This is a genomic window from Serratia sp. EC4 (assembly GCF_059652115.1).
This window is the reverse complement of record NZ_JBNIDE010000004.1, coordinates 206,432-222,695: the sequence shown is the minus strand read 5'-3', so window position 1 is coordinate 222,695 and position 16,264 is coordinate 206,432. Positions and strand designations below refer to the sequence as shown.

The 16,264-nt window shown below is 60.2% G+C and carries 15 protein-coding genes; 7 read left to right on the top strand and 8 right to left on the bottom strand.

Going from position 1 to position 16,264, the window contains the following annotated elements; translation table 11 throughout:
* Positions 1-11 precede the first annotated feature (11 nt).
* Complete coding sequence (nadR, locus tag ACP39K_RS14485) at positions 12-1,286, top strand: multifunctional transcriptional regulator/nicotinamide-nucleotide adenylyltransferase/ribosylnicotinamide kinase NadR (protein WP_016929160.1); 1,275 nt, start codon at positions 12-14, stop codon at positions 1,284-1,286.
* 133 nt (positions 1,287-1,419) lie between these two features.
* Complete coding sequence (locus ACP39K_RS14480) at positions 1,420-2,853, top strand: glycosyltransferase family 39 protein (protein ID WP_028127869.1); 1,434 nt, start codon at positions 1,420-1,422, stop codon at positions 2,851-2,853.
* Positions 2,854-2,884: 31 nt separating this feature from the next.
* On the opposite strand, the gene ACP39K_RS14475 is transcribed toward ACP39K_RS14480, so the two are convergent.
* On the bottom strand, positions 2,885-3,886 hold the full coding sequence (locus tag ACP39K_RS14475) for a zinc-binding alcohol dehydrogenase family protein (protein ID WP_033641221.1): 1,002 nt from the start codon (positions 3,884-3,886) through the stop codon (positions 2,885-2,887).
* 97 nt (positions 3,887-3,983) lie between these two features.
* On the opposite strand from ACP39K_RS14475, the gene ACP39K_RS14470 reads away from it, so the two are divergent.
* Positions 3,984-4,895: a LysR family transcriptional regulator gene (locus tag ACP39K_RS14470; RefSeq protein WP_016929157.1), complete on the top strand. Its 912-nt coding sequence runs from the start codon at positions 3,984-3,986 to the stop codon at positions 4,893-4,895.
* 31 nt (positions 4,896-4,926) lie between these two features.
* On the opposite strand, the gene ettA is transcribed toward ACP39K_RS14470, so the two are convergent.
* From ettA to yfiR, 4 genes are all read right to left on the bottom strand, one after another.
* A complete protein-coding gene (gene ettA, locus ACP39K_RS14465; RefSeq protein ID WP_025159620.1) occupies positions 4,927-6,594 on the bottom strand; it encodes an energy-dependent translational throttle protein EttA in 1,668 nt (555 codons plus the stop codon).
* A gap of 142 nt (positions 6,595-6,736) precedes the next feature.
* Entirely contained in the window at positions 6,737-7,234 is a 498-nt protein-coding gene (gene yfiB / locus ACP39K_RS14460; RefSeq protein WP_016929155.1) for an outer membrane lipoprotein YfiB, read from the bottom strand.
* Between the two features lie 38 nt (positions 7,235-7,272).
* Entirely contained in the window at positions 7,273-8,520 is a 1,248-nt protein-coding gene (gene dgcN / locus ACP39K_RS14455; protein WP_033641222.1) for a diguanylate cyclase DgcN/YfiN, read from the bottom strand.
* Entirely contained in the window at positions 8,517-9,122 is a 606-nt protein-coding gene (gene yfiR, locus ACP39K_RS14450; RefSeq protein ID WP_015376603.1) for a regulatory sequestration protein YfiR, read from the bottom strand. Before yfiR ends, dgcN begins: the two co-directional genes overlap by 4 nt.
* A gap of 639 nt (positions 9,123-9,761) precedes the next feature.
* Between yfiR and sltY the strand changes: the two genes are divergently transcribed.
* Both sltY and trpR read left to right on the top strand, forming a co-directional pair.
* A complete protein-coding gene (gene sltY / locus ACP39K_RS14445; RefSeq protein WP_497008602.1) occupies positions 9,762-11,690 on the top strand; it encodes a murein transglycosylase in 1,929 nt (642 codons plus the stop codon).
* Positions 11,691-11,744: 54 nt separating this feature from the next.
* The gene (gene trpR / locus ACP39K_RS14440) at positions 11,745-12,074 is read left to right on the top strand and encodes a trp operon repressor (RefSeq protein WP_016929152.1); all 330 of its coding nucleotides are present in this window, start codon (positions 11,745-11,747) and stop codon (positions 12,072-12,074) included.
* An 11-nt stretch (positions 12,075-12,085) separates the two neighbouring features.
* Here the strand turns inward: trpR and yjjX are convergent, their stop codons facing one another.
* Positions 12,086-12,604: an inosine/xanthosine triphosphatase gene (yjjX, locus tag ACP39K_RS14435; protein ID WP_004933015.1), complete on the bottom strand. Its 519-nt coding sequence runs from the start codon at positions 12,602-12,604 to the stop codon at positions 12,086-12,088.
* A gap of 101 nt (positions 12,605-12,705) precedes the next feature.
* Between yjjX and gpmB the strand changes: the two genes are divergently transcribed.
* On the top strand, positions 12,706-13,353 hold the full coding sequence (gpmB, locus tag ACP39K_RS14430) for a 2,3-diphosphoglycerate-dependent phosphoglycerate mutase GpmB (protein ID WP_004933012.1): 648 nt from the start codon (positions 12,706-12,708) through the stop codon (positions 13,351-13,353).
* Here the strand turns inward: gpmB and robA are convergent.
* Positions 13,350-14,219 carry an MDR efflux pump AcrAB transcriptional activator RobA gene (gene robA / locus ACP39K_RS14425; protein WP_033641224.1) on the bottom strand — a complete coding sequence of 290 codons (870 nt, stop codon included), beginning with the start codon at positions 14,217-14,219 and terminating at the stop codon, positions 13,350-13,352. The two genes, gpmB and robA, sit on opposite strands and share 4 nt — an antisense overlap.
* A gap of 341 nt (positions 14,220-14,560) precedes the next feature.
* On the opposite strand from robA, the gene creA reads away from it, so the two are divergent.
* A complete protein-coding gene (gene creA / locus ACP39K_RS14420; RefSeq protein WP_060444849.1) occupies positions 14,561-15,040 on the top strand; it encodes a protein CreA in 480 nt (159 codons plus the stop codon).
* 51 nt (positions 15,041-15,091) lie between these two features.
* On the opposite strand, the gene arcA is transcribed toward creA, so the two are convergent.
* Complete coding sequence (arcA, locus tag ACP39K_RS14415; protein ID WP_004933003.1) at positions 15,092-15,808, bottom strand: two-component system response regulator ArcA; 717 nt, start codon at positions 15,806-15,808, stop codon at positions 15,092-15,094.
* Positions 15,809-16,264: the final 456 nt, after the last annotated feature.

Below are 16,264 nucleotides of genomic sequence, written 5' to 3'. Positions count from 1 at the left end.
CGGAGGTGGCCATGCCGCAATTTGATTACCTGAAGACGTCCATCAAGCAAAAGGGCTGCACGCTGCAGCAGGTGGCGGATGCCAGCGGCATGACCAAGGGCTATCTGAGCCAGCTGTTGAACGACAAAATCAAAAGCCCGAGCGCGCAAAAACTTGAGGCGCTGCACCGTTTTCTCGGGCTGGAGTTCCCGCGCAAAGAGGTTAAAGTCGGCGTGGTGTTTGGTAAATTTTACCCGCTGCATACCGGCCACATCTATCTGATCCAGCGCGCCTGCAGCCAGGTGGACGAGTTGCACGTTATTTTGTGCCACGACGAACCTCGCGACCGCGAGCTGTTCGAGAACAGTTCAATGTCGCAACAGCCGACGGTCAGCGATCGCCTGCGCTGGCTGCTGCAGACCTTCAAGTATCAGAAAAACATCCATATCCACTCGTTCGACGAGCAGGGCATCGAACCCTATCCGCACGGCTGGAACGTGTGGAGCGACGGCATGAAGGCCTTTATGGAACAGAAGGGGATCGTGCCGAGCTTCATTTATTCCAGCGAAGCGCAGGATGCGCCGCGCTACCGCGAGCATCTGGGCATCGAAACCATTTTGGTCGATCCCGAGCGTTCGTTCATGAACATCAGCGGCAATCAGATCCGCCAGGATCCATTCCGCTATTGGGATTACATCCCGACCGAGGTGAAGCCGTTCTTCGTGCGCACCGTGGCGATCCTCGGCGGCGAGTCGAGCGGCAAATCGACGCTGGTCAACAAGCTGGCCAACATCTTCAACACCACCAGCGCCTGGGAATATGGCCGCGATTACGTGTTCTCGCACCTGGGCGGCGACGAGATGGCGCTGCAATACTCCGACTACGACAAAATTGCCCTCGGGCAGGCGCAATATGTGGATTTCGCGGTCAAGTACGCCAACAAGGTGGCGTTTATCGATACCGATTTCGTCACCACCCAGGCGTTTTGCAAAAAGTACGAGGGGCGTGAACACCCCTTCGTGCAGGCGCTGATCGACGAATACCGTTTCGATCTGGTGATCCTGCTGGAAAACAACACGCCGTGGGTGGCGGACGGCCTGCGCAGCCTCGGCAGCACCGCCGATCGTCTGGCGTTCCAGCGCCTGCTGGAGGAAATGCTGCGCGCCAACGACATCGAGTATGTGCACGTTGAGTCCAGCGATTACGAAGAGCGTTTTCTGCGCTGCGTCGAGCTGGTGCAACAGTTGCTGGCGGCGGACGCCGGCCGGTTGGCGAACGCGCCCGCCCAGCATCACGCCGCAGGCTGAGAAAATTAGCGGAATGTGCGGTCGCGGCGGCAGAAACGGCCGCCCGGGCGCACATTTAACGGCTTGTTTAAACATGGTTCATTCGACAGCGACTACGGTAAGATTTTCTTTACCATAACGCTCAGAAGAAGACATGTCTTATCGCTTGCTCGCTCTTTGGTTGGTCTGCTATGCCGCAGCCTGGACGCTGCTGACTGTTCATCTCGATCCTACCCTGCCTTACGACGCCGTCGAGGCGCTCAACTGGGGCCTCAACGGTGAGTGGGGCTCACCGAAAAACCCGTGGCTGGTCGGGGCGGCGATGCAGCCGGCGATCGGGTTCTCGTGGCTGCCGCTGAACCTGTACTGGTATGGCGGGCACTTCATCGCCATCGCCATCGGCATGTTGGGCGTCTGGCTGTTGGCGCGCCGGCTGAGCGGCAGCACCTCGCTGGCCTGGATGGCGCTGTTGACGCTCAACCTGTCCGGCATCATCAATTTCGACATCATTCCCTACAACGACAATTACCTGTTGGTGATGCTGTGGCCGTGGATGGCGCTGTTTTTCCACCTGGCTATTTCGCGTTCGGCCAACTGGTGGCCGGCCTTCGCGTTGGCCGCCGGGCTGGCGATGATGGCGAAGTACTCGACCTTCGCCTTTGTCTATTTCGCGGCGCTGTCGACGCTGTTCGTGCCGCAGATCCGCCGCTGCTATCGCCAGCCGCAGTTCTATCTGGCGGTGGCGATCTGGTTGGCGCTGGTGCTGCCGAACGTGTTCTGGTTGTGGAACCACGACTTTGCCGCCTTCAAGTGGGTGGATTCGCAGATCAAGATGCAGCTCAACCTCGATATGCTGCAGTCGCTGCTGCTGGTGTTCTATCCGTCGCTGGTGCTGTGGGGGATCCTGCGGCGCAGCGGGGCGGTGCTGGCCTGGCCACCGGCGTTGCCGATGCGGGTGTTGCTGTGGGTCTATCTGTTGCCGCTCGGCATCATTACCTTCTGGTTCTCTTTCAACGTCGGCGGCCGGCTGACCGAATGGCTGCAGCCTTTCTTCATGCTGGCGCCCGCGCTGCTGGTCGGTTGCGTGCGCCAGCCGCCGGTGCGTTCGCTGCGCGCGGCAACCATTGGGCTGATGTGTGCGGCGCTGGCGGTCTATCTGGGGTATGCCGCGGTGATGCTGGGCAACGTGCGCAACGCCGGTCAGAAAATGGTGGGTATCAAGGCGTTCAGCGCCGGGGTGGAGCGGCAGTGGCAAGAGCGGTATGGCGTTGAACTGCGCTACGTCGGCGGCGAATACCTGTCGCAGTGGATGACGGTGTACGCCGGTTCCCGACCGCGGACCATTACGCGTTGGTCCAATCATGCGCGGCCGAATATCTACAACGTCAACATCAGCTATCCGCAGATTGCGCAGCACGGCGTCGCCCTGTTCGGGCGGTTGGGTGAAGACTGCGCGCACAGCGACTTTGGCGGCGAGTTGGCCCACTGGCCGAAGATGCGCCTCGATTGGCAGCAGACGCTGACCTTCCGCGCCGATCCGCATAGTGACGAGCAGATGCTGTGCGTCGGCTTCGTTCGTCCGCAGTAACGGCGGCGCGCTGCGCCGCCGCGATTCAGGCTCAGTAAGCGATCACCAGCTTGCCTTGCATATGGCCGCCGAGCAGCTGTTGATGCGCGGCGGTCAGCGTGTCTACCGACAGCCCGTGCAGGGTTTCGCTCAGCGTGGTGCTCAGCTTGCCCTCGTCCAGCAGCTGCGCCACCTGCTGCAGGATCTGGCCCTGCTGCGCGATGTCCGGGGTGGTGAACATGCTGCGGGTGAACATGAACTCCCAGTGCAGCGCGGCGCTTTTCAGCTTCAGCGCGTTTTGATCCAACGGCTGCGCGTTCTCGACGATGGTGCAGATATGGCCGAGCGGCGCGATCAGTTCGGCCATCGCCGGCCAGTGGCCGTCGGTATCGTTCAGACACAGGATGTAATCCACCTGCTCGATGCCGTGCTGCGCCAGGTTGCCCTTCAGATCGCGGTAGTCCACCACCAGATCGGCGCCGCGCTCACGGCACCAGGCGGCGGATTCAGGTCTTGATGCGGTGGCGATCACTTGCACCTTGCTGCGCAATGCGGCCAGCGGAATGGCCAGCGAGCCGACCCCGCCGGCGCCGCCGATGATCAGCAGCGTCTTGTGCTCCGGCGCGTCCTGAATGTTCAGGTGTTCGAACAGCGCCTCCCAGGCGGTGAGGGCGGTGAGCGGCATGGCGGCGGACTCGGCCCAGTTCAGGCTGCGCGGTTTGTGCGCGGCGATGCGTGAGTCGATCAGTTGGTGACTGCTGTTGCTGCCGGGGCGGGTGATGTCGCCGGCGTACCACACTTCATCGCCGGGCTTGAAGCCGCTGACGCTGCTGCCCACGCCCACCACGATGCCGCTGGCGTCCCAGCCGAGGACGCGCGGCTGCTGCAGGCCGCTTTTCTGCAGGCCGGCGTGCACTTTGGTGTCCACCGGGTTGACCGACGCCGCTTTCACTTCCACCAGCAGATCGTACTGGCCGGGAACCGGCATCTCCGGTGAGATTTCGATGAAGCTGGCGGGGTTCTGCGGGTCTACGGCAATGGCTTTTATCGACATGATTGTACTCCTTTCAAATGATGCCCCCAGTGTAGACCCGCGACAGTGGGGTGATAAGATGGACAATATCTAACGGAGTGTTCGTTTAAGGTGAACAATGGAATTCAAACAGCTGCAGGACATGGCGTTGTTCGCGCTGGTGGCGGAGTGCGGCAGCTTCACCGCCGCCGCGCAGCGCGTCGGGTTGCCGAAATCCAGCGTCAGCCAGCGTATCAGCCAGCTCGAGCAGACGCTGGGGCTGCGCTTGCTCAATCGTACTACGCGCCAGCTGAACCTGACCTTCGCTGGCGAGCGTTATCTGGAGCATTGTCAGGCGATGATGTCCGCTGCCGAACGCGCCGATCTGGCGTTGCAGCGGCTGCGCGATAACCCGAGCGGGCGCCTGCGCATCTCGACGCCGGCCGGGCTGGGGGCGACCCTGGTGGCGCGGCTGGCGGCGGATTTTCAGCGCCAGTACCCGGACGTTTCGCTGGAGGTGTCGGTGTCCGACGCCATGGTGGATCTGGTGCAGGAAGGTTACGACGCCGCGCTGCGCACCGGCAAGCCGCAGGATTCTTCGCTGATCGGCCGACGCCTCGGGTACGCGCCGCGCTATCTGCTGGCGGCGCCGTCCTACCTGGCGCAGCACCCGCCGATCGAACATCCGCAGCAACTGCAGCAGCATCGTTGCATCGCCCACCGCGCCTGGACGGCCTGGAACCTGCGCTGCGGCGATGACTACTACCGTTGGCAGCTGCCGCTGGCGCACACCACCGACAACCTGCTGTATGCGCGCGAATGCGCCATTGCCGGTGCCGGCATCACGTTGCTGCCGGCGTTTCTCAGCCGCGAGGTGGTGGCGCAGAAGCTGTTGGTGGAGGTGTTGCCGGCGTGGCGTGCGGAAGGGAACGAGCTGTATCTGGTCTACCCGAGCCGCAAGCTGAACTCCCCGGCGCTGGCTTGTTTCATCGATGTGGTGCTGCAGCACCCGGCGTTCGACGATTACGCGCGCGAGTTGGCGCGGGGGTAAAAAAAAGGCGCCGCATGCGGCGCCTTGGGTATTACTTGGCGATCTTTTTGTACTTGATGCGGTGCGGCTCGAGCGCATCGGCGCCCAGCGTGCGCTTCTTGTACTCTTCGTACTCGGTGAAGTTGCCTTCGAAGAATTCCACCTTGCCCTCGTCCTGGTAGTCCAGGATGTGGGTGGCGATACGGTCGAGGAACCAACGGTCGTGCGAGATCACCATGGCGCAGCCAGGGAATTCCAGCAGGGCGTTTTCCAGCGCGCGCAGGGTTTCGATATCCAGGTCGTTGGTCGGTTCATCGAGCAGCAGCACGTTGCCGCCAACCTGCAGCAGCTTGGCCAGGTGCAGACGGCCACGCTCACCGCCGGACAGCTCGCCCACGCGTTTGCCCTGATCGACGCCCTTGAAGTTGAAGCGCCCGACATAGGCGCGGCTCGGCATCTCGGTGTTGCCGATGCGCATGATGTCCTGCCCGCCGGAGACTTCTTCCCAGACGGTTTTCGAACCGTCCATGCTGTCGCGGAACTGATCGACGGAAGCGAGTTTGACGGTGTCGCCCAGCACGATGCTGCCGGAATCAGGCTGCTCCTGACCGGACATCATGCGGAACAGCGTGGATTTACCCGCGCCGTTCGGGCCGATGATGCCGACAATCGCGCCTTTCGGCACCGAGAACGACAGGTCGTCGATCAGCAGGCGGTCGCCATAAGACTTGCGCAGGTTGCTGACTTCGACCACTTTATCGCCCAGGCGCGCGCCAGGTGGAATGAACAGTTCGTTGGTTTCGTTACGTTTCTGGTATTCGGTGTTGTTCAGCTCTTCAAAGCGGGCCAGGCGGGCCTTGCCTTTGGACTGACGGCCTTTGGCGCCCTGACGCACCCACTCCAGCTCTTTCTCGATCGACTTGCGACGAGCGGCTTCGGCGGACGCTTCCTGCGCCAGACGCGCGTCTTTCTGCTCCAGCCAGGACGAGTAGTTGCCTTCCCACGGAATGCCTTCGCCGCGGTCGAGTTCGAGGATCCAGCCGGCCACGTTATCCAGGAAGTAACGGTCGTGGGTGATCGCCACCACGGTGCCTTCAAAGTCGTGCAGGAAGCGTTCCAGCCAGGCCACGGACTCGGCGTCCAGGTGGTTGGTCGGTTCGTCCAGCAGCAGCATGTCCGGCTTTTCCAGCAGCAGGCGGCACAGCGCGACGCGGCGGCGTTCACCCCCGGACAGGTGGGCGATTTTGGCGTCCCAGTCCGGCAGGCGCAGCGCATCGGCGGCGCGTTCCAGCTGGGCGTTGAGGTTGTGACCGTCGTGCGCCTGAATGATCTCTTCCAGGCGGCCCTGTTCGGCGGCCAGCTTGTCGAAGTCTGCGCCTTCTTCCGCGTACAGCGCGTACACTTCGTCCAGGCGCTTCAGCGCGCCGACCACTTCCGCCAGCGCTTCTTCCACCGATTCACGCACGGTGTGTTCGAGGTTAAGCTGCGGCTCCTGCGGCAGGTAACCGATCTTGATGCCCGGCTGCGGGCGCGCTTCCCCTTCGATATCGGTATCGATGCCGGCCATGATGCGCAGCAGGGTGGACTTACCGGCGCCGTTCAGGCCCAGCACGCCGATTTTGGCCCCAGGGAAGAAGCTCAGGGAGATGTTTTTCAAAATATGACGCTTCGGCGGTACCACCTTGCCGACGCGGTGCATGGTATAGACGTATTGAGCCACGTTGCTCTAAGCCTCTCTATATCAGTATTTATAGGATGTCTGGCGGCATGAGTGTAGCCCGTTTCGATCTCGGATCCCAGACATCGCTCAGCGATCGCCAAGTATAACCGTTTATGCGCCGATAAAGGCGCATATTGGTGGCTTATGGCGTGACGACGATCGCGACGCGGCGGTTTTCCGCGCGGCCGCTGGAGGTGCGGTTATCGGCAACGGGATCGCGCTTGCCCATGCCGCGAGTTTCGATATTGGCGCGCGGAATGCCGACGCTGGCCAGCAGATCGGCCACCGCATCGGCGCGGCGCAGGGAAAGCTGATCGTTATAGCTGTCTTCACCGTAGTTGTCGGTATGGCCGTCCAGGCGGAACTTGGTGATGCCGACGCTCAGCAGCGCACGGCCCATCTTCTGCACCGTCTCGGTGCTTTCCGGGTTCAGCTTGCCGATGTTGTTGCCGAACAGCACCTTATCCGACAGGCCGAACTCCCAGCCGTTATCGGTCAGTTTGAAGCCCTGCGATTGCAGCAGCGCAACCTGCTCGGGCGTCAGGCCCTGCGGTTTGCTCTGGCAGCCGGCGAGCGCCAGCAGGGCGACGAACGCCATCGCCAGCAGTGAAAAACGACCTTTAAACAGTTGCTGTATCATAGTCAAAATCCCTAGTTCAAGTGTTATAGCCGGGGCTCTTATTTATGTATAGCCAGCCGCCAGCCTCCGTTATAACGATGCTTTGCCTGATACATCGCATCGTCAGCTTCGTGCAAAAGACCCTGAGGCGTCGACGCGTGATCAGGGTACAGCGCAATACCGATACTCAGAGAGGTGATGACCGCCTCGTCGTTCGGCAAAATGACCGGTTGCGTCATGCAGTCGATGATGTTGTCAGCGATCTGCAAGACATCTTCCGTGCCGTGTACCGGCGCCAACAGCACGGCGAATTCATCCCCTCCCAGGCGGGCGACCAGATCGGTCTCGCGCAACTGCGCGCGAATGCGTCCGGCAATGGTGGTCAGCACCGCGTCGCCTGCGGCGTGGCCGTAACTGTCGTTCACCTCCTTGAAACGATCGCCGTCGATAAACAGCACCGCCAATTTCGCCGGCGATTCGATATCGCCCAGCGCCCGGCTCAGCCGTCCTTCGAAGAAGGCGCGGTTCGGCAAACCGGTCAGGCTGTCGTGCGTCGCCCGGTGCGCCAGCGAGTCGTTTTCCTGCTTCAGATGGGCCTGCCAGGCCTCCAGCTCGTCGAGCAAGCCGTTGAAATCGTTGCTGAGCTCATGCAGCTCGGCGATAGGCGCCGACGGCACCCGCAGGCCGAAAGTGCGATCGCGGCGCACCGCATGCGCCACGTTGGCGATATCGTCCAGCGAACTGACGATGCCGACCAGCATGCGGCGCGACAGCACCAGGGCGCACAGGGTGCTGAGCACCAGGCAGGCGATCATGCCGACCATGCCGCGCAACAGGAAACGCAGCAGGCTGCCGCCGTTGCCGCTCAGCCAGACCTGGCCGACCTGTTTGCCCTCGTGGGTGATAGGCAGAATGACCGGTTCGGGCAGCGCCCAGTGCGCGACGATCTGCTCCAGGCCGTGCAGCGGCCCATCGGTAGGATGGCGCCAGTTGGCCAGCATCTTGCCGTTGTTGTCGAGGATCCGCGCGTCCGATACCTCTTCATTGGAGGATATCAGCATCAGCGCCTCGCGCGCGGCGGTGCGGTCTTCAAACACCACGGCGGCCTCGACGGTATAGCTGATGGAGCGCGCGATCAGGTGCAGGTTGTGATTGGCATAGGCGCGCAGCGCAAACAGCGCCACCAGCGTCAAAAAGATGCCGGCGGTGCCGACGGCGATCAGCGCCAGCCCAAGATGCACCCGCTGCAGCACTCGGCCCAGCGTCGGGCGCGCATTGCCGGAGCGGTTTCTACGCAACAGCCTCATAGCGGCGGCGCCTGTTTGCGTGCCAGCTGCAGCACGTTGGGGTGAACGCGCACGCCGCTGCGCGCCAGAGCGTCCAGGTTGACCTTGAAGCTGGCCTGGTCCCCATCAATCTGCAGGCAAAATGCGCTGCCGGCGGAGCATTCGCTATCGTTCTCGCTGATGCTGAGAATGGAGTTGCCGGAAATGCGCTGCATGAAATTTTGTCTCTGCGCGGCGGTGATGTTTCCTAAGTAGATGACATCACAGCCGGTACTCAGCGTTGGGCTGTCGAACGGCACGCGCTCGGCTTTAATCGGACGCGGCGCGCTCAGCAGGATCGGATCGAACAGCCCTTCGGCATACTGGGTGGGTGCGGTCACGCACAAGCGGATCGGATTGGGTTCACGCGACCAGCGGGCGTAGCTGATGATGCCTACCACCACGGTCGTCACGGCGTGCGTGCGCTTTTGATAGGGATCAGCGGCGGCGTGCGCAGGCTCGGACAACGTCAGCAGCACCAACAAAACGATCAGCAGCAGGCGGCCGATATTCAGGCGTGCGTCAAGGAAGCCCGGTTCGGGGCTTTTTGCGCAACGCATCGCTATCGCGGTCTTATTCACCATCTTCACCCGCCATTCCGGCCTGATCCACCGCCCGCAGGCCGTGGCCTGACAAGGAAAAATCCGGCCCGCTTGAAGGGACAATCGTTTTGCTGAAAGCTGTCAGTCGCACTGCCTAATGAACACTATCTAACCCATAATTGGCGCGGATTGTATTATAAGATGTCTTCGTTGGGCGCTTTATGTGCTGTTTTCTCGGAATTATCTTACTTATTTTTGATAGTATAAAAATGCCCACCCGGGTTTGCCACCGCTTTTCTGCAAAGTTGGCGCGTTTAGCCTGCTGTCAGGCGATTTGCGCAACGGCGGCGTCATGTCGAAAATGCAATAATGTGATGGCTAATAATTAAAAAGTATTTTACTTCTCCAATAAGTGCCGGGGCAGCTAATAAAAATCCGGTGGCTGGAAATATCCCGCCGGCCTGATTTGTCAGCCAAAGTAAACGTTTTTTACCTGGCCCCCGTCATGGCGATACACTTCTTCTTCTACAGTATTGAATGGATAAGCGATTGCGCTGTCTATGGTAGATATCCGCGTCCGGGCCGTGCGCCCGGCTTTATTTTGTCCCGCGGCGCCGTGGTGCGGCGGTCACCGGGGAGCTGGGCGGCTCCTGCGGTACAACCAGTGAGGAAAGAGCGAGGATGGTCAAGGTGGACAAGCGACGGCTGTTGGCAATGGGCCTGTGTCTGACGGCGTTTTCAGGCGCGGCGCTGGCGGATTCTCTGGATGCGCAACGTCAGCGTTACCAGCAGATCAAACAGGCGTGGGACGGCAATCAAATGGACGTGGTGGCGCAGCTGATGCCGACGCTGCGCGATTACCCGCTTTATCCTTACCTGGAATACCGCGAGCTGACACAGGATCTGAGCCAGGCGGGGTTCTCCGAGGTGAACGACTTTATCAAACGCCACCTGACGCTGCCGCCGGCGAAATCACTGGTGCCGCGCTTCGTCAATGAACTGGCGCGGCGCGAAGAGTGGCGCACCCTGTTGGCCTTCAGCGCGCAGCCGCCCAAACCGGTGGCTGCGCGCTGCAACTATTACTACGCCAAATGGGCTACCGGTGACCAGCAGGCGGCCTGGAGCGGCGCCGATGAACTGTGGCTGAACGGCAAAACGTTGCCGAGCGCCTGCGATCGTCTGTTCAGCGTCTGGCGCGGCGCAGGCAAGCAAACGCCGCTGGATATTCTGGCGCGCATGAAGCTGGCGTTGAAAGAGGGTAACAGTTCGCTGGTCAGCAACCTTTACGGCCAGTTGCCGGCCGACTATCAAACCATGGGCAACGCCCTGGTGCGCTTGCAAAACGATCCGACCACCGTGGAAGCCTTCGCCCGCAGCGTGGGGCCGACTGACTTTACCCGTGCCGCCACCGGCATCGCCTTTGAACGCCTGGCGCGGCAGGATGTGGAAAACGCGCGGGCGATGATCCCGACGCTCGCGCGGTTGCAGAAAATGAGCGACGACGAACGGCTGGGGTTGGAAGAGGCGGTGGCCTGGCGCCTGATGGGCAGCGACGCTACCTACGAGCAGGCGCAGTGGCGCGATCAGGTGATTCTGCGCAGCCGTTCGCCTTCGCTGTTGGAGCGCCGAGTACGCATGGCGTTGGGCAACGGCGATCGGCAGGGCGTCGCGACCTGGCTGGCCCGCCTGCCGGAAGAGTCGCGCAACAAGGATGAGTGGCGCTACTGGCGCGCCAGTCAACTGATGGACGAAGGCAAACGCGCCGAAGGCGAGGAGATGTTGCGTAACCTGATGACCGAACGCGGCTTCTATCCGATGGTCGCGGCGCAGAAGCTGAACGCCACTTATCCGGTGATGGTGGCGGTGGCGGCCAAGCCGCGCACGTCGCTGGTCGACGGGCCGGAGGTCGCCCGGGTGCGTGAGCTGATGTACTGGAATATGGACAACCTGGCCCGCAGCGAGTGGGGCTCGTATGTCGCCAGCCGCAGCCGGCCGGAACAAGAAGCGCTGGCGCGCTACGCCTTTGAGCAAAAATGGGCCGATCTGAGCGTGCAGGCGACCATCGTCGGCAAGCTGTGGGATCATCTGGAGGAGCGTTTCCCGGTCGCCTGGCCGCAGGAGTTCCGCCGCGCGACCGATGACAAGGGGATCACCACCAGCTACGCGATGGCGATCGCGCGTCAGGAGAGCGCCTGGAATCCGAAAGCGCAGTCGCCGGTTGGCGCTACCGGCCTGATGCAGGTGATGCCGCGCACCGCGCAGCATACGGTGCAGATGTACAATATTCCCGGCTATGTCGGCCCGAGCCAACTGTTCGATCCGCAGACCAATATTACCATTGGCACCAGCTATCTGGAGTCGGTCTATCAGCAGTTCGGCCGCAACCGCATTCTGTCGAGCGCCGCCTATAATGCCGGCCCGTCGCGGGTGAATACCTGGCTGGGCAACAGCGCGGGGCGGATCGATCCGGTGGCATTCATCGAAAGCATTCCGTTCTCTGAAACCCGCGGCTACGTCAAGAACGTGCTGGCTTATGATGCGTTTTACCGTTATCTGACGCACCGGCCGGCCAAGGTGCTGACCGACGCCGAGTGGCAGAGACGTTATTGATTTTGACGGCCCTATGGTATGCTGCTGTACTAGTTAAATAGTATGGTGGCTGCCATGACGCAATTATCGTTAAACGACCCCGCTCTTTCAGAACAAGGCAATGAGGATTGGCTGCGCTTCGTCGCGCTGCTGCAGAATTCCTTTGCGCAAGAACTGCATCAACCGCTGCTGCAGCTGATGTTGACGCCGGACGAGCGCACCGCGCTGGGCACCCGGGTGCGGATCATTCAGGAACTGATGCGCGGCGAGATGAGCCAGCGCGAGTTAAAAAATGAACTGGGCGCGGGGATCGCCACCATCACCCGCGGATCGAACAGCCTGAAAGCGGCTTCACCCGCGCTGAAACAGTGGCTTGAGCAGCAGCTGTTGCACGACGCGCCCTAGCAGACTCAGCGTTATTGCTGATAGATGGCGTTGTGGAACGGCACCAGCGCCAGCAGCAGCGCCTGGTGGTAAACGCTGGTGCGGCTCAGCCGGCCGTCGGTGAAGACGCCGATGGCGCCGCCCTGACGTTTCACCTCGGCGTTGCCGGTGATCGCCGCCATTTCGCTGCCCAATTCGCGACCGGCGCGAATACCTTGTAAGATGACTTCCGGCAGCATCAGGCTCGCCGAGCGGGATTCGCCACGGATGTGCGGGTTCTCGATGGTCATCCAGGCGAAGGTCATATTCTCTTCAATCCCGGCTTCCACGCCGACCCAAAAATCGGCCTCGGGCCTGACCTGGCGCGCTTCCATGACGCGTTGACGCGAACCGGTGCGGGTTTCGTGGTTGCCTATCGGCTGCAGCGAGACGCCGCTGGCGACGTCAACGGATTCAATGCGGTATTGGCCCGCGCCAAAGACGTCATCGAAGGCGAGTTGAATAGCCTTGATCTTTGCCGGGTTGGTAGTTGCAGCGACAACATGGTACATAACGGGTTTGATATCCTTCTGGCCGATACGCCGGGCAGCGGCAAAAGCGCCGCCGGGCCGGGGATAAACGCAAATTTCACGCAGTATAACGGAAAACAAAAATGTTACAGGTATACCTCGTTCGCCATGGCGAAACGGAATGGAACGCGGCTCGCCGTATCCAGGGTCAGTCCGACAGCCCGTTAACCGCCATGGGTGAACACCAGGCCCGTCTGGTCGCCAGGCGCGTCAGCAAAGAAGGCATTACGCACATCATTACCAGCGATCTGGGGCGCACGCGGCGCACCGCGCAGATCATCGCCGACGCCTGTGGCTGCGAAGTGATTAGCGATCCGCGTTTGCGTGAGCTGCACATGGGGGTTCTGGAAGAACGCCTGATCGACAGTTTGACGCCGCAGGAAGAGCAGTGGCGCAAACAGATGGTCGATGGTACTCCTGACGGCCGTATCCCTCAAGGCGAATCCATGGAGGAGCTGGGCGAGCGCATGCGCGCCGCGCTGGAGAGTTGCCTGATGCTGCCTGAAGGCAGCAAGCCGCTGCTCGTCAGTCATGGCATCGCGTTGGGGTGTTTGATCAGTACGGTGCTGGGGCTGCCGGCCTATGCGGAACGCCGCCTGCGCTTGCGCAACTGCTCACTGTCGCGCGTCGATCACCAGCAGAGCCCGTGGCTGGCTTCCGGCTGGATCGTGGAAACGGCGGGCGATGTCACGCATTTGGACATGCCCGCGTTGGATGAACTGCAGCGTTAACGCCGAATCGGGATCAGGTAATCGCACTTGATCTCGATAGGCGCCTGATGCGGACGGCGCTCGCCTTTCGGATAGAAGCGCTCGATGTCGTGCCCTTTGCGACGCGTCAGCTGGAGCGCCGGCAGGCAGGTGCCGTAGACCGTCAGAATAAAGTCTTGCAGTCCCTCGGTGGGCCCTTCGTAGCTGAACATCGCAAACTCACCGCCCGGCAACACCAGCGGCTGGCCTTCCTGTACCTTGTCAGGCACCTGATCCGGCTCCAGCGCCGTGGTGTACAGCACTTCCTGTTCGTCGTCCTTCTCCTGGCTCGGTCGCGAGTGGTGCAGCCCGTACAGCACCGGCGGCAGGGTTTCGACGTCACCGAGGAACTGACGCCAGAACTGTGAGCGCAGTTCGGTGCGCACGGTGGTGATCTGTTCCAGCGTACAGGAGTAGCTTTGGGTCAGGCCGACCAGGTGCTTGTCCGGCAGCGAGACGAATTCCGGCTGCGGCAGGGTGAAGGCTCCCAGACGGATCGGCGGACAGATGCCGAATGCGTTCCAGTCTTCGGCGCGGCGGTACAGCGCCGGCGTCTGCGCAAACTGTTTTTTGAAGGCGCGGGTGAAGGTCTGCTGCGAGTCGAAGCGATATTGCAGGGCGATATCCAAAATCGGCCGGCTGGTCAAACGCAGCGCGACGGCGGCTTTGGACAGCCTCCTTGCCCGGATGTAAGCACCGATGGCGTTACCGGTAATATCTTTGAACATCCGTTGCAGATGCCATTTGGAGTAGCCTGCCTTGGCCGCCACGTTATCCAGCGACAAGGGTTGGTCCAAATGGCTTTCCAGCCAGCTAAGCAGATCACGAATGATACCGGCTTGATCCATAGATCTTCCTCGTAAAGCTTGGGGGTAGGAACCCGAACTGTTGATTCGTCACGCTGGTGCTGCGCTATCAGACCGATCCATGAGCCATTATGCGTTGCACTCTTTGCCTCTGCTGCGCATGCCGCGCCAGAGTTGGATTGGGGTACACCGTAGTGGGCGCAAAGAAATAACGACGCCGCATCATAGCAATTTTTTTACTCCGCGACTCTCAAAGATTTTTGTCACGCTCTGTGCTAAAACGGACGGTGCGGACCCGTAAAAACCGATTCCGTGAGCTTAGACATAAATAATGGCGACCGCCGAACCTATTTTTGCAGCAAGGTTATACCGGAGTTAAGTAAATGAAAAAAAGCTGGATATTTTTATTCGGTTTGGTTTGCGCAGCCGTTGGCAGCGCGCAGGCGGAGCAGGTGGGCTCCGTTGATACGGTGTTTAAATTGTTAGGGCCGGACCACAAAATCGTGGTGGAAGCGTTCGACGATCCGGACGTTAAAAATGTAACTTGTTATATCAGCCGCGCCAAAACCGGCGGCATCAAAGGCGGCCTGGGGCTGGCGGAGGACACCGCCGACGCGGCCATTTCCTGCCAACAGGTGGGGCCTATCGAGCTGAGCGACAAGATCAAAAACGGCAAGGCGGAAGGCGATGTGGTGTTCCAGAAACGCACCTCGCTGGTGTTCAAGAAGTTGCAGGTGGTGCGCTTCTATGACGCCAAGCGCAATTCGTTGATTTACCTGAGCTACTCCGACAAGGTGATCGACGGTTCGCCGAAGAACGCGTTGAGCGCGGTGCCGATCATGCCGTGGGCTGAGACGAAATAAAAAAACGGGGTTCAGCATGCTGAACCCCGTTTTCATGACGGCAGGCCGGAATTACTCTTCCAGATCGCCGCAGAAGCGGTAGCCTTCGCCGTGAATGGTGGCGATGATTTCCGGCGTGTCCGGCGTCGATTCGAAGTGTTTGCGAATGCGACGGATGGTGACGTCCACGGTGCGGTCATGCGGCTTCAGCTCGCGGCCGGTCATTTTCTTCAGCAGTTCGCCGCGCGACTGGATCTTGCCCGGGTTTTCGCAGAAGTGCAGCATGGCGCGGAATTCGCTGCGCGGCAGCTTGTATTGTTCGCCGGCCGGGCTGATCAAAGAACGGCTGTTGATGTCCAGCTCCCACCCGTTGAACTTGTAGCTCTCGACCAGGCGGCGCTCTTCGCCCAGGCTGCCCAGGTTCATGGTGCGCGACAGCAGGTTGCGCGCGCGGATGGTCAGCTCACGCGGGTTGAACGGCTTGGTGATGTAATCGTCGGCGCCAATTTCCAGGCCGAGGATTTTGTCCACTTCGTTATCGCGACCGGTCAGGAACATCAAGGCGACGCTGGCCTGTTCACGCAGTTCGCGCGCCAACAGCAGGCCGTTTTTGCCTGGCAGGTTGATGTCCATGATGACCAGATTGATATCATTTTCAGACAGGATATTGTGCATCTCTGCACCATCATTGGCTTCATGAACAATGTAGCCTTCCGCCTCGAAAATGCTCTTCAGGGTGTTACGAGTGACTAACTCGTCTTCGACAATCAGAATGTGCGGGGTCTGCATATTTGCTACCTAAAATTGCCAACAAAATAGAAAATCGGAAGTACAGAAGTCTTTGTTTTCTTAGAGGAGGGCAGAGATAGCGCCACGTTCCCTCTCAGCAAATGACTAAAGTACGTAAACTCGTTCTTGATGCACTTTCCATCTCATGTCAACAAGATCGCTAGCCTGGTGGGGATGCTGTTCCCTACAACCCCTGGGGTGCCGAAACGGCGCATATCCTAACCCCATTAACAGCAATATAACAGCGCGTGCCGAATTCATCACCCAACAAAACTACGCTTTGTTGACATATATCAAATTCAATTGTAGCACGTTAACAGATTTGTGAAAAACACTTACAGAAATGCCAGTTTAAGTCACAGAACCTCAAATTCTGTGAACGATTCAGCATTATCCGGCCCGATAGGATACAATTATTCGCTTATTGATCATCGTGTTGTTTTAACTTATTGATAA

Bases quoted from the DNA above. Each gene is read 5' to 3' on its own strand.
- trpR (WP_016929152.1), top strand. From the start codon at position 11,745: ATGACGCAATTATCGTTAAACGACCCCGCTCTTTCAGAACAAGGCAAT.
- dgcN (WP_033641222.1), bottom strand. From the start codon at position 8,520: ATGAGGCTGTTGCGTAGAAACCGCTCCGGCAATGCGCGCCCGACGCTG.
- robA (WP_033641224.1), bottom strand. From the start codon at position 14,219: ATGGATCAAGCCGGTATCATTCGTGATCTGCTTAGCTGGCTGGAAAGC.
- nadR (WP_016929160.1), top strand. From the start codon at position 12: ATGCCGCAATTTGATTACCTGAAGACGTCCATCAAGCAAAAGGGCTGC.
- yfiB (WP_016929155.1), bottom strand. From the start codon at position 7,234: ATGATACAGCAACTGTTTAAAGGTCGTTTTTCACTGCTGGCGATGGCG.
- yfiR (WP_015376603.1), bottom strand. From the start codon at position 9,122: ATGGTGAATAAGACCGCGATAGCGATGCGTTGCGCAAAAAGCCCCGAA.
- creA (WP_060444849.1), top strand. From the start codon at position 14,561: ATGAAAAAAAGCTGGATATTTTTATTCGGTTTGGTTTGCGCAGCCGTT.
- ACP39K_RS14480 (WP_028127869.1), top strand. From the start codon at position 1,420: ATGTCTTATCGCTTGCTCGCTCTTTGGTTGGTCTGCTATGCCGCAGCC.
- sltY (WP_497008602.1), top strand. From the start codon at position 9,762: ATGGTCAAGGTGGACAAGCGACGGCTGTTGGCAATGGGCCTGTGTCTG.
- arcA (WP_004933003.1), bottom strand. From the start codon at position 15,808: ATGCAGACCCCGCACATTCTGATTGTCGAAGACGAGTTAGTCACTCGT.
- ACP39K_RS14475 (WP_033641221.1), bottom strand. From the start codon at position 3,886: ATGTCGATAAAAGCCATTGCCGTAGACCCGCAGAACCCCGCCAGCTTC.
- ACP39K_RS14470 (WP_016929157.1), top strand. From the start codon at position 3,984: ATGGAATTCAAACAGCTGCAGGACATGGCGTTGTTCGCGCTGGTGGCG.
- yjjX (WP_004933015.1), bottom strand. From the start codon at position 12,604: ATGTACCATGTTGTCGCTGCAACTACCAACCCGGCAAAGATCAAGGCT.
- gpmB (WP_004933012.1), top strand. From the start codon at position 12,706: ATGTTACAGGTATACCTCGTTCGCCATGGCGAAACGGAATGGAACGCG.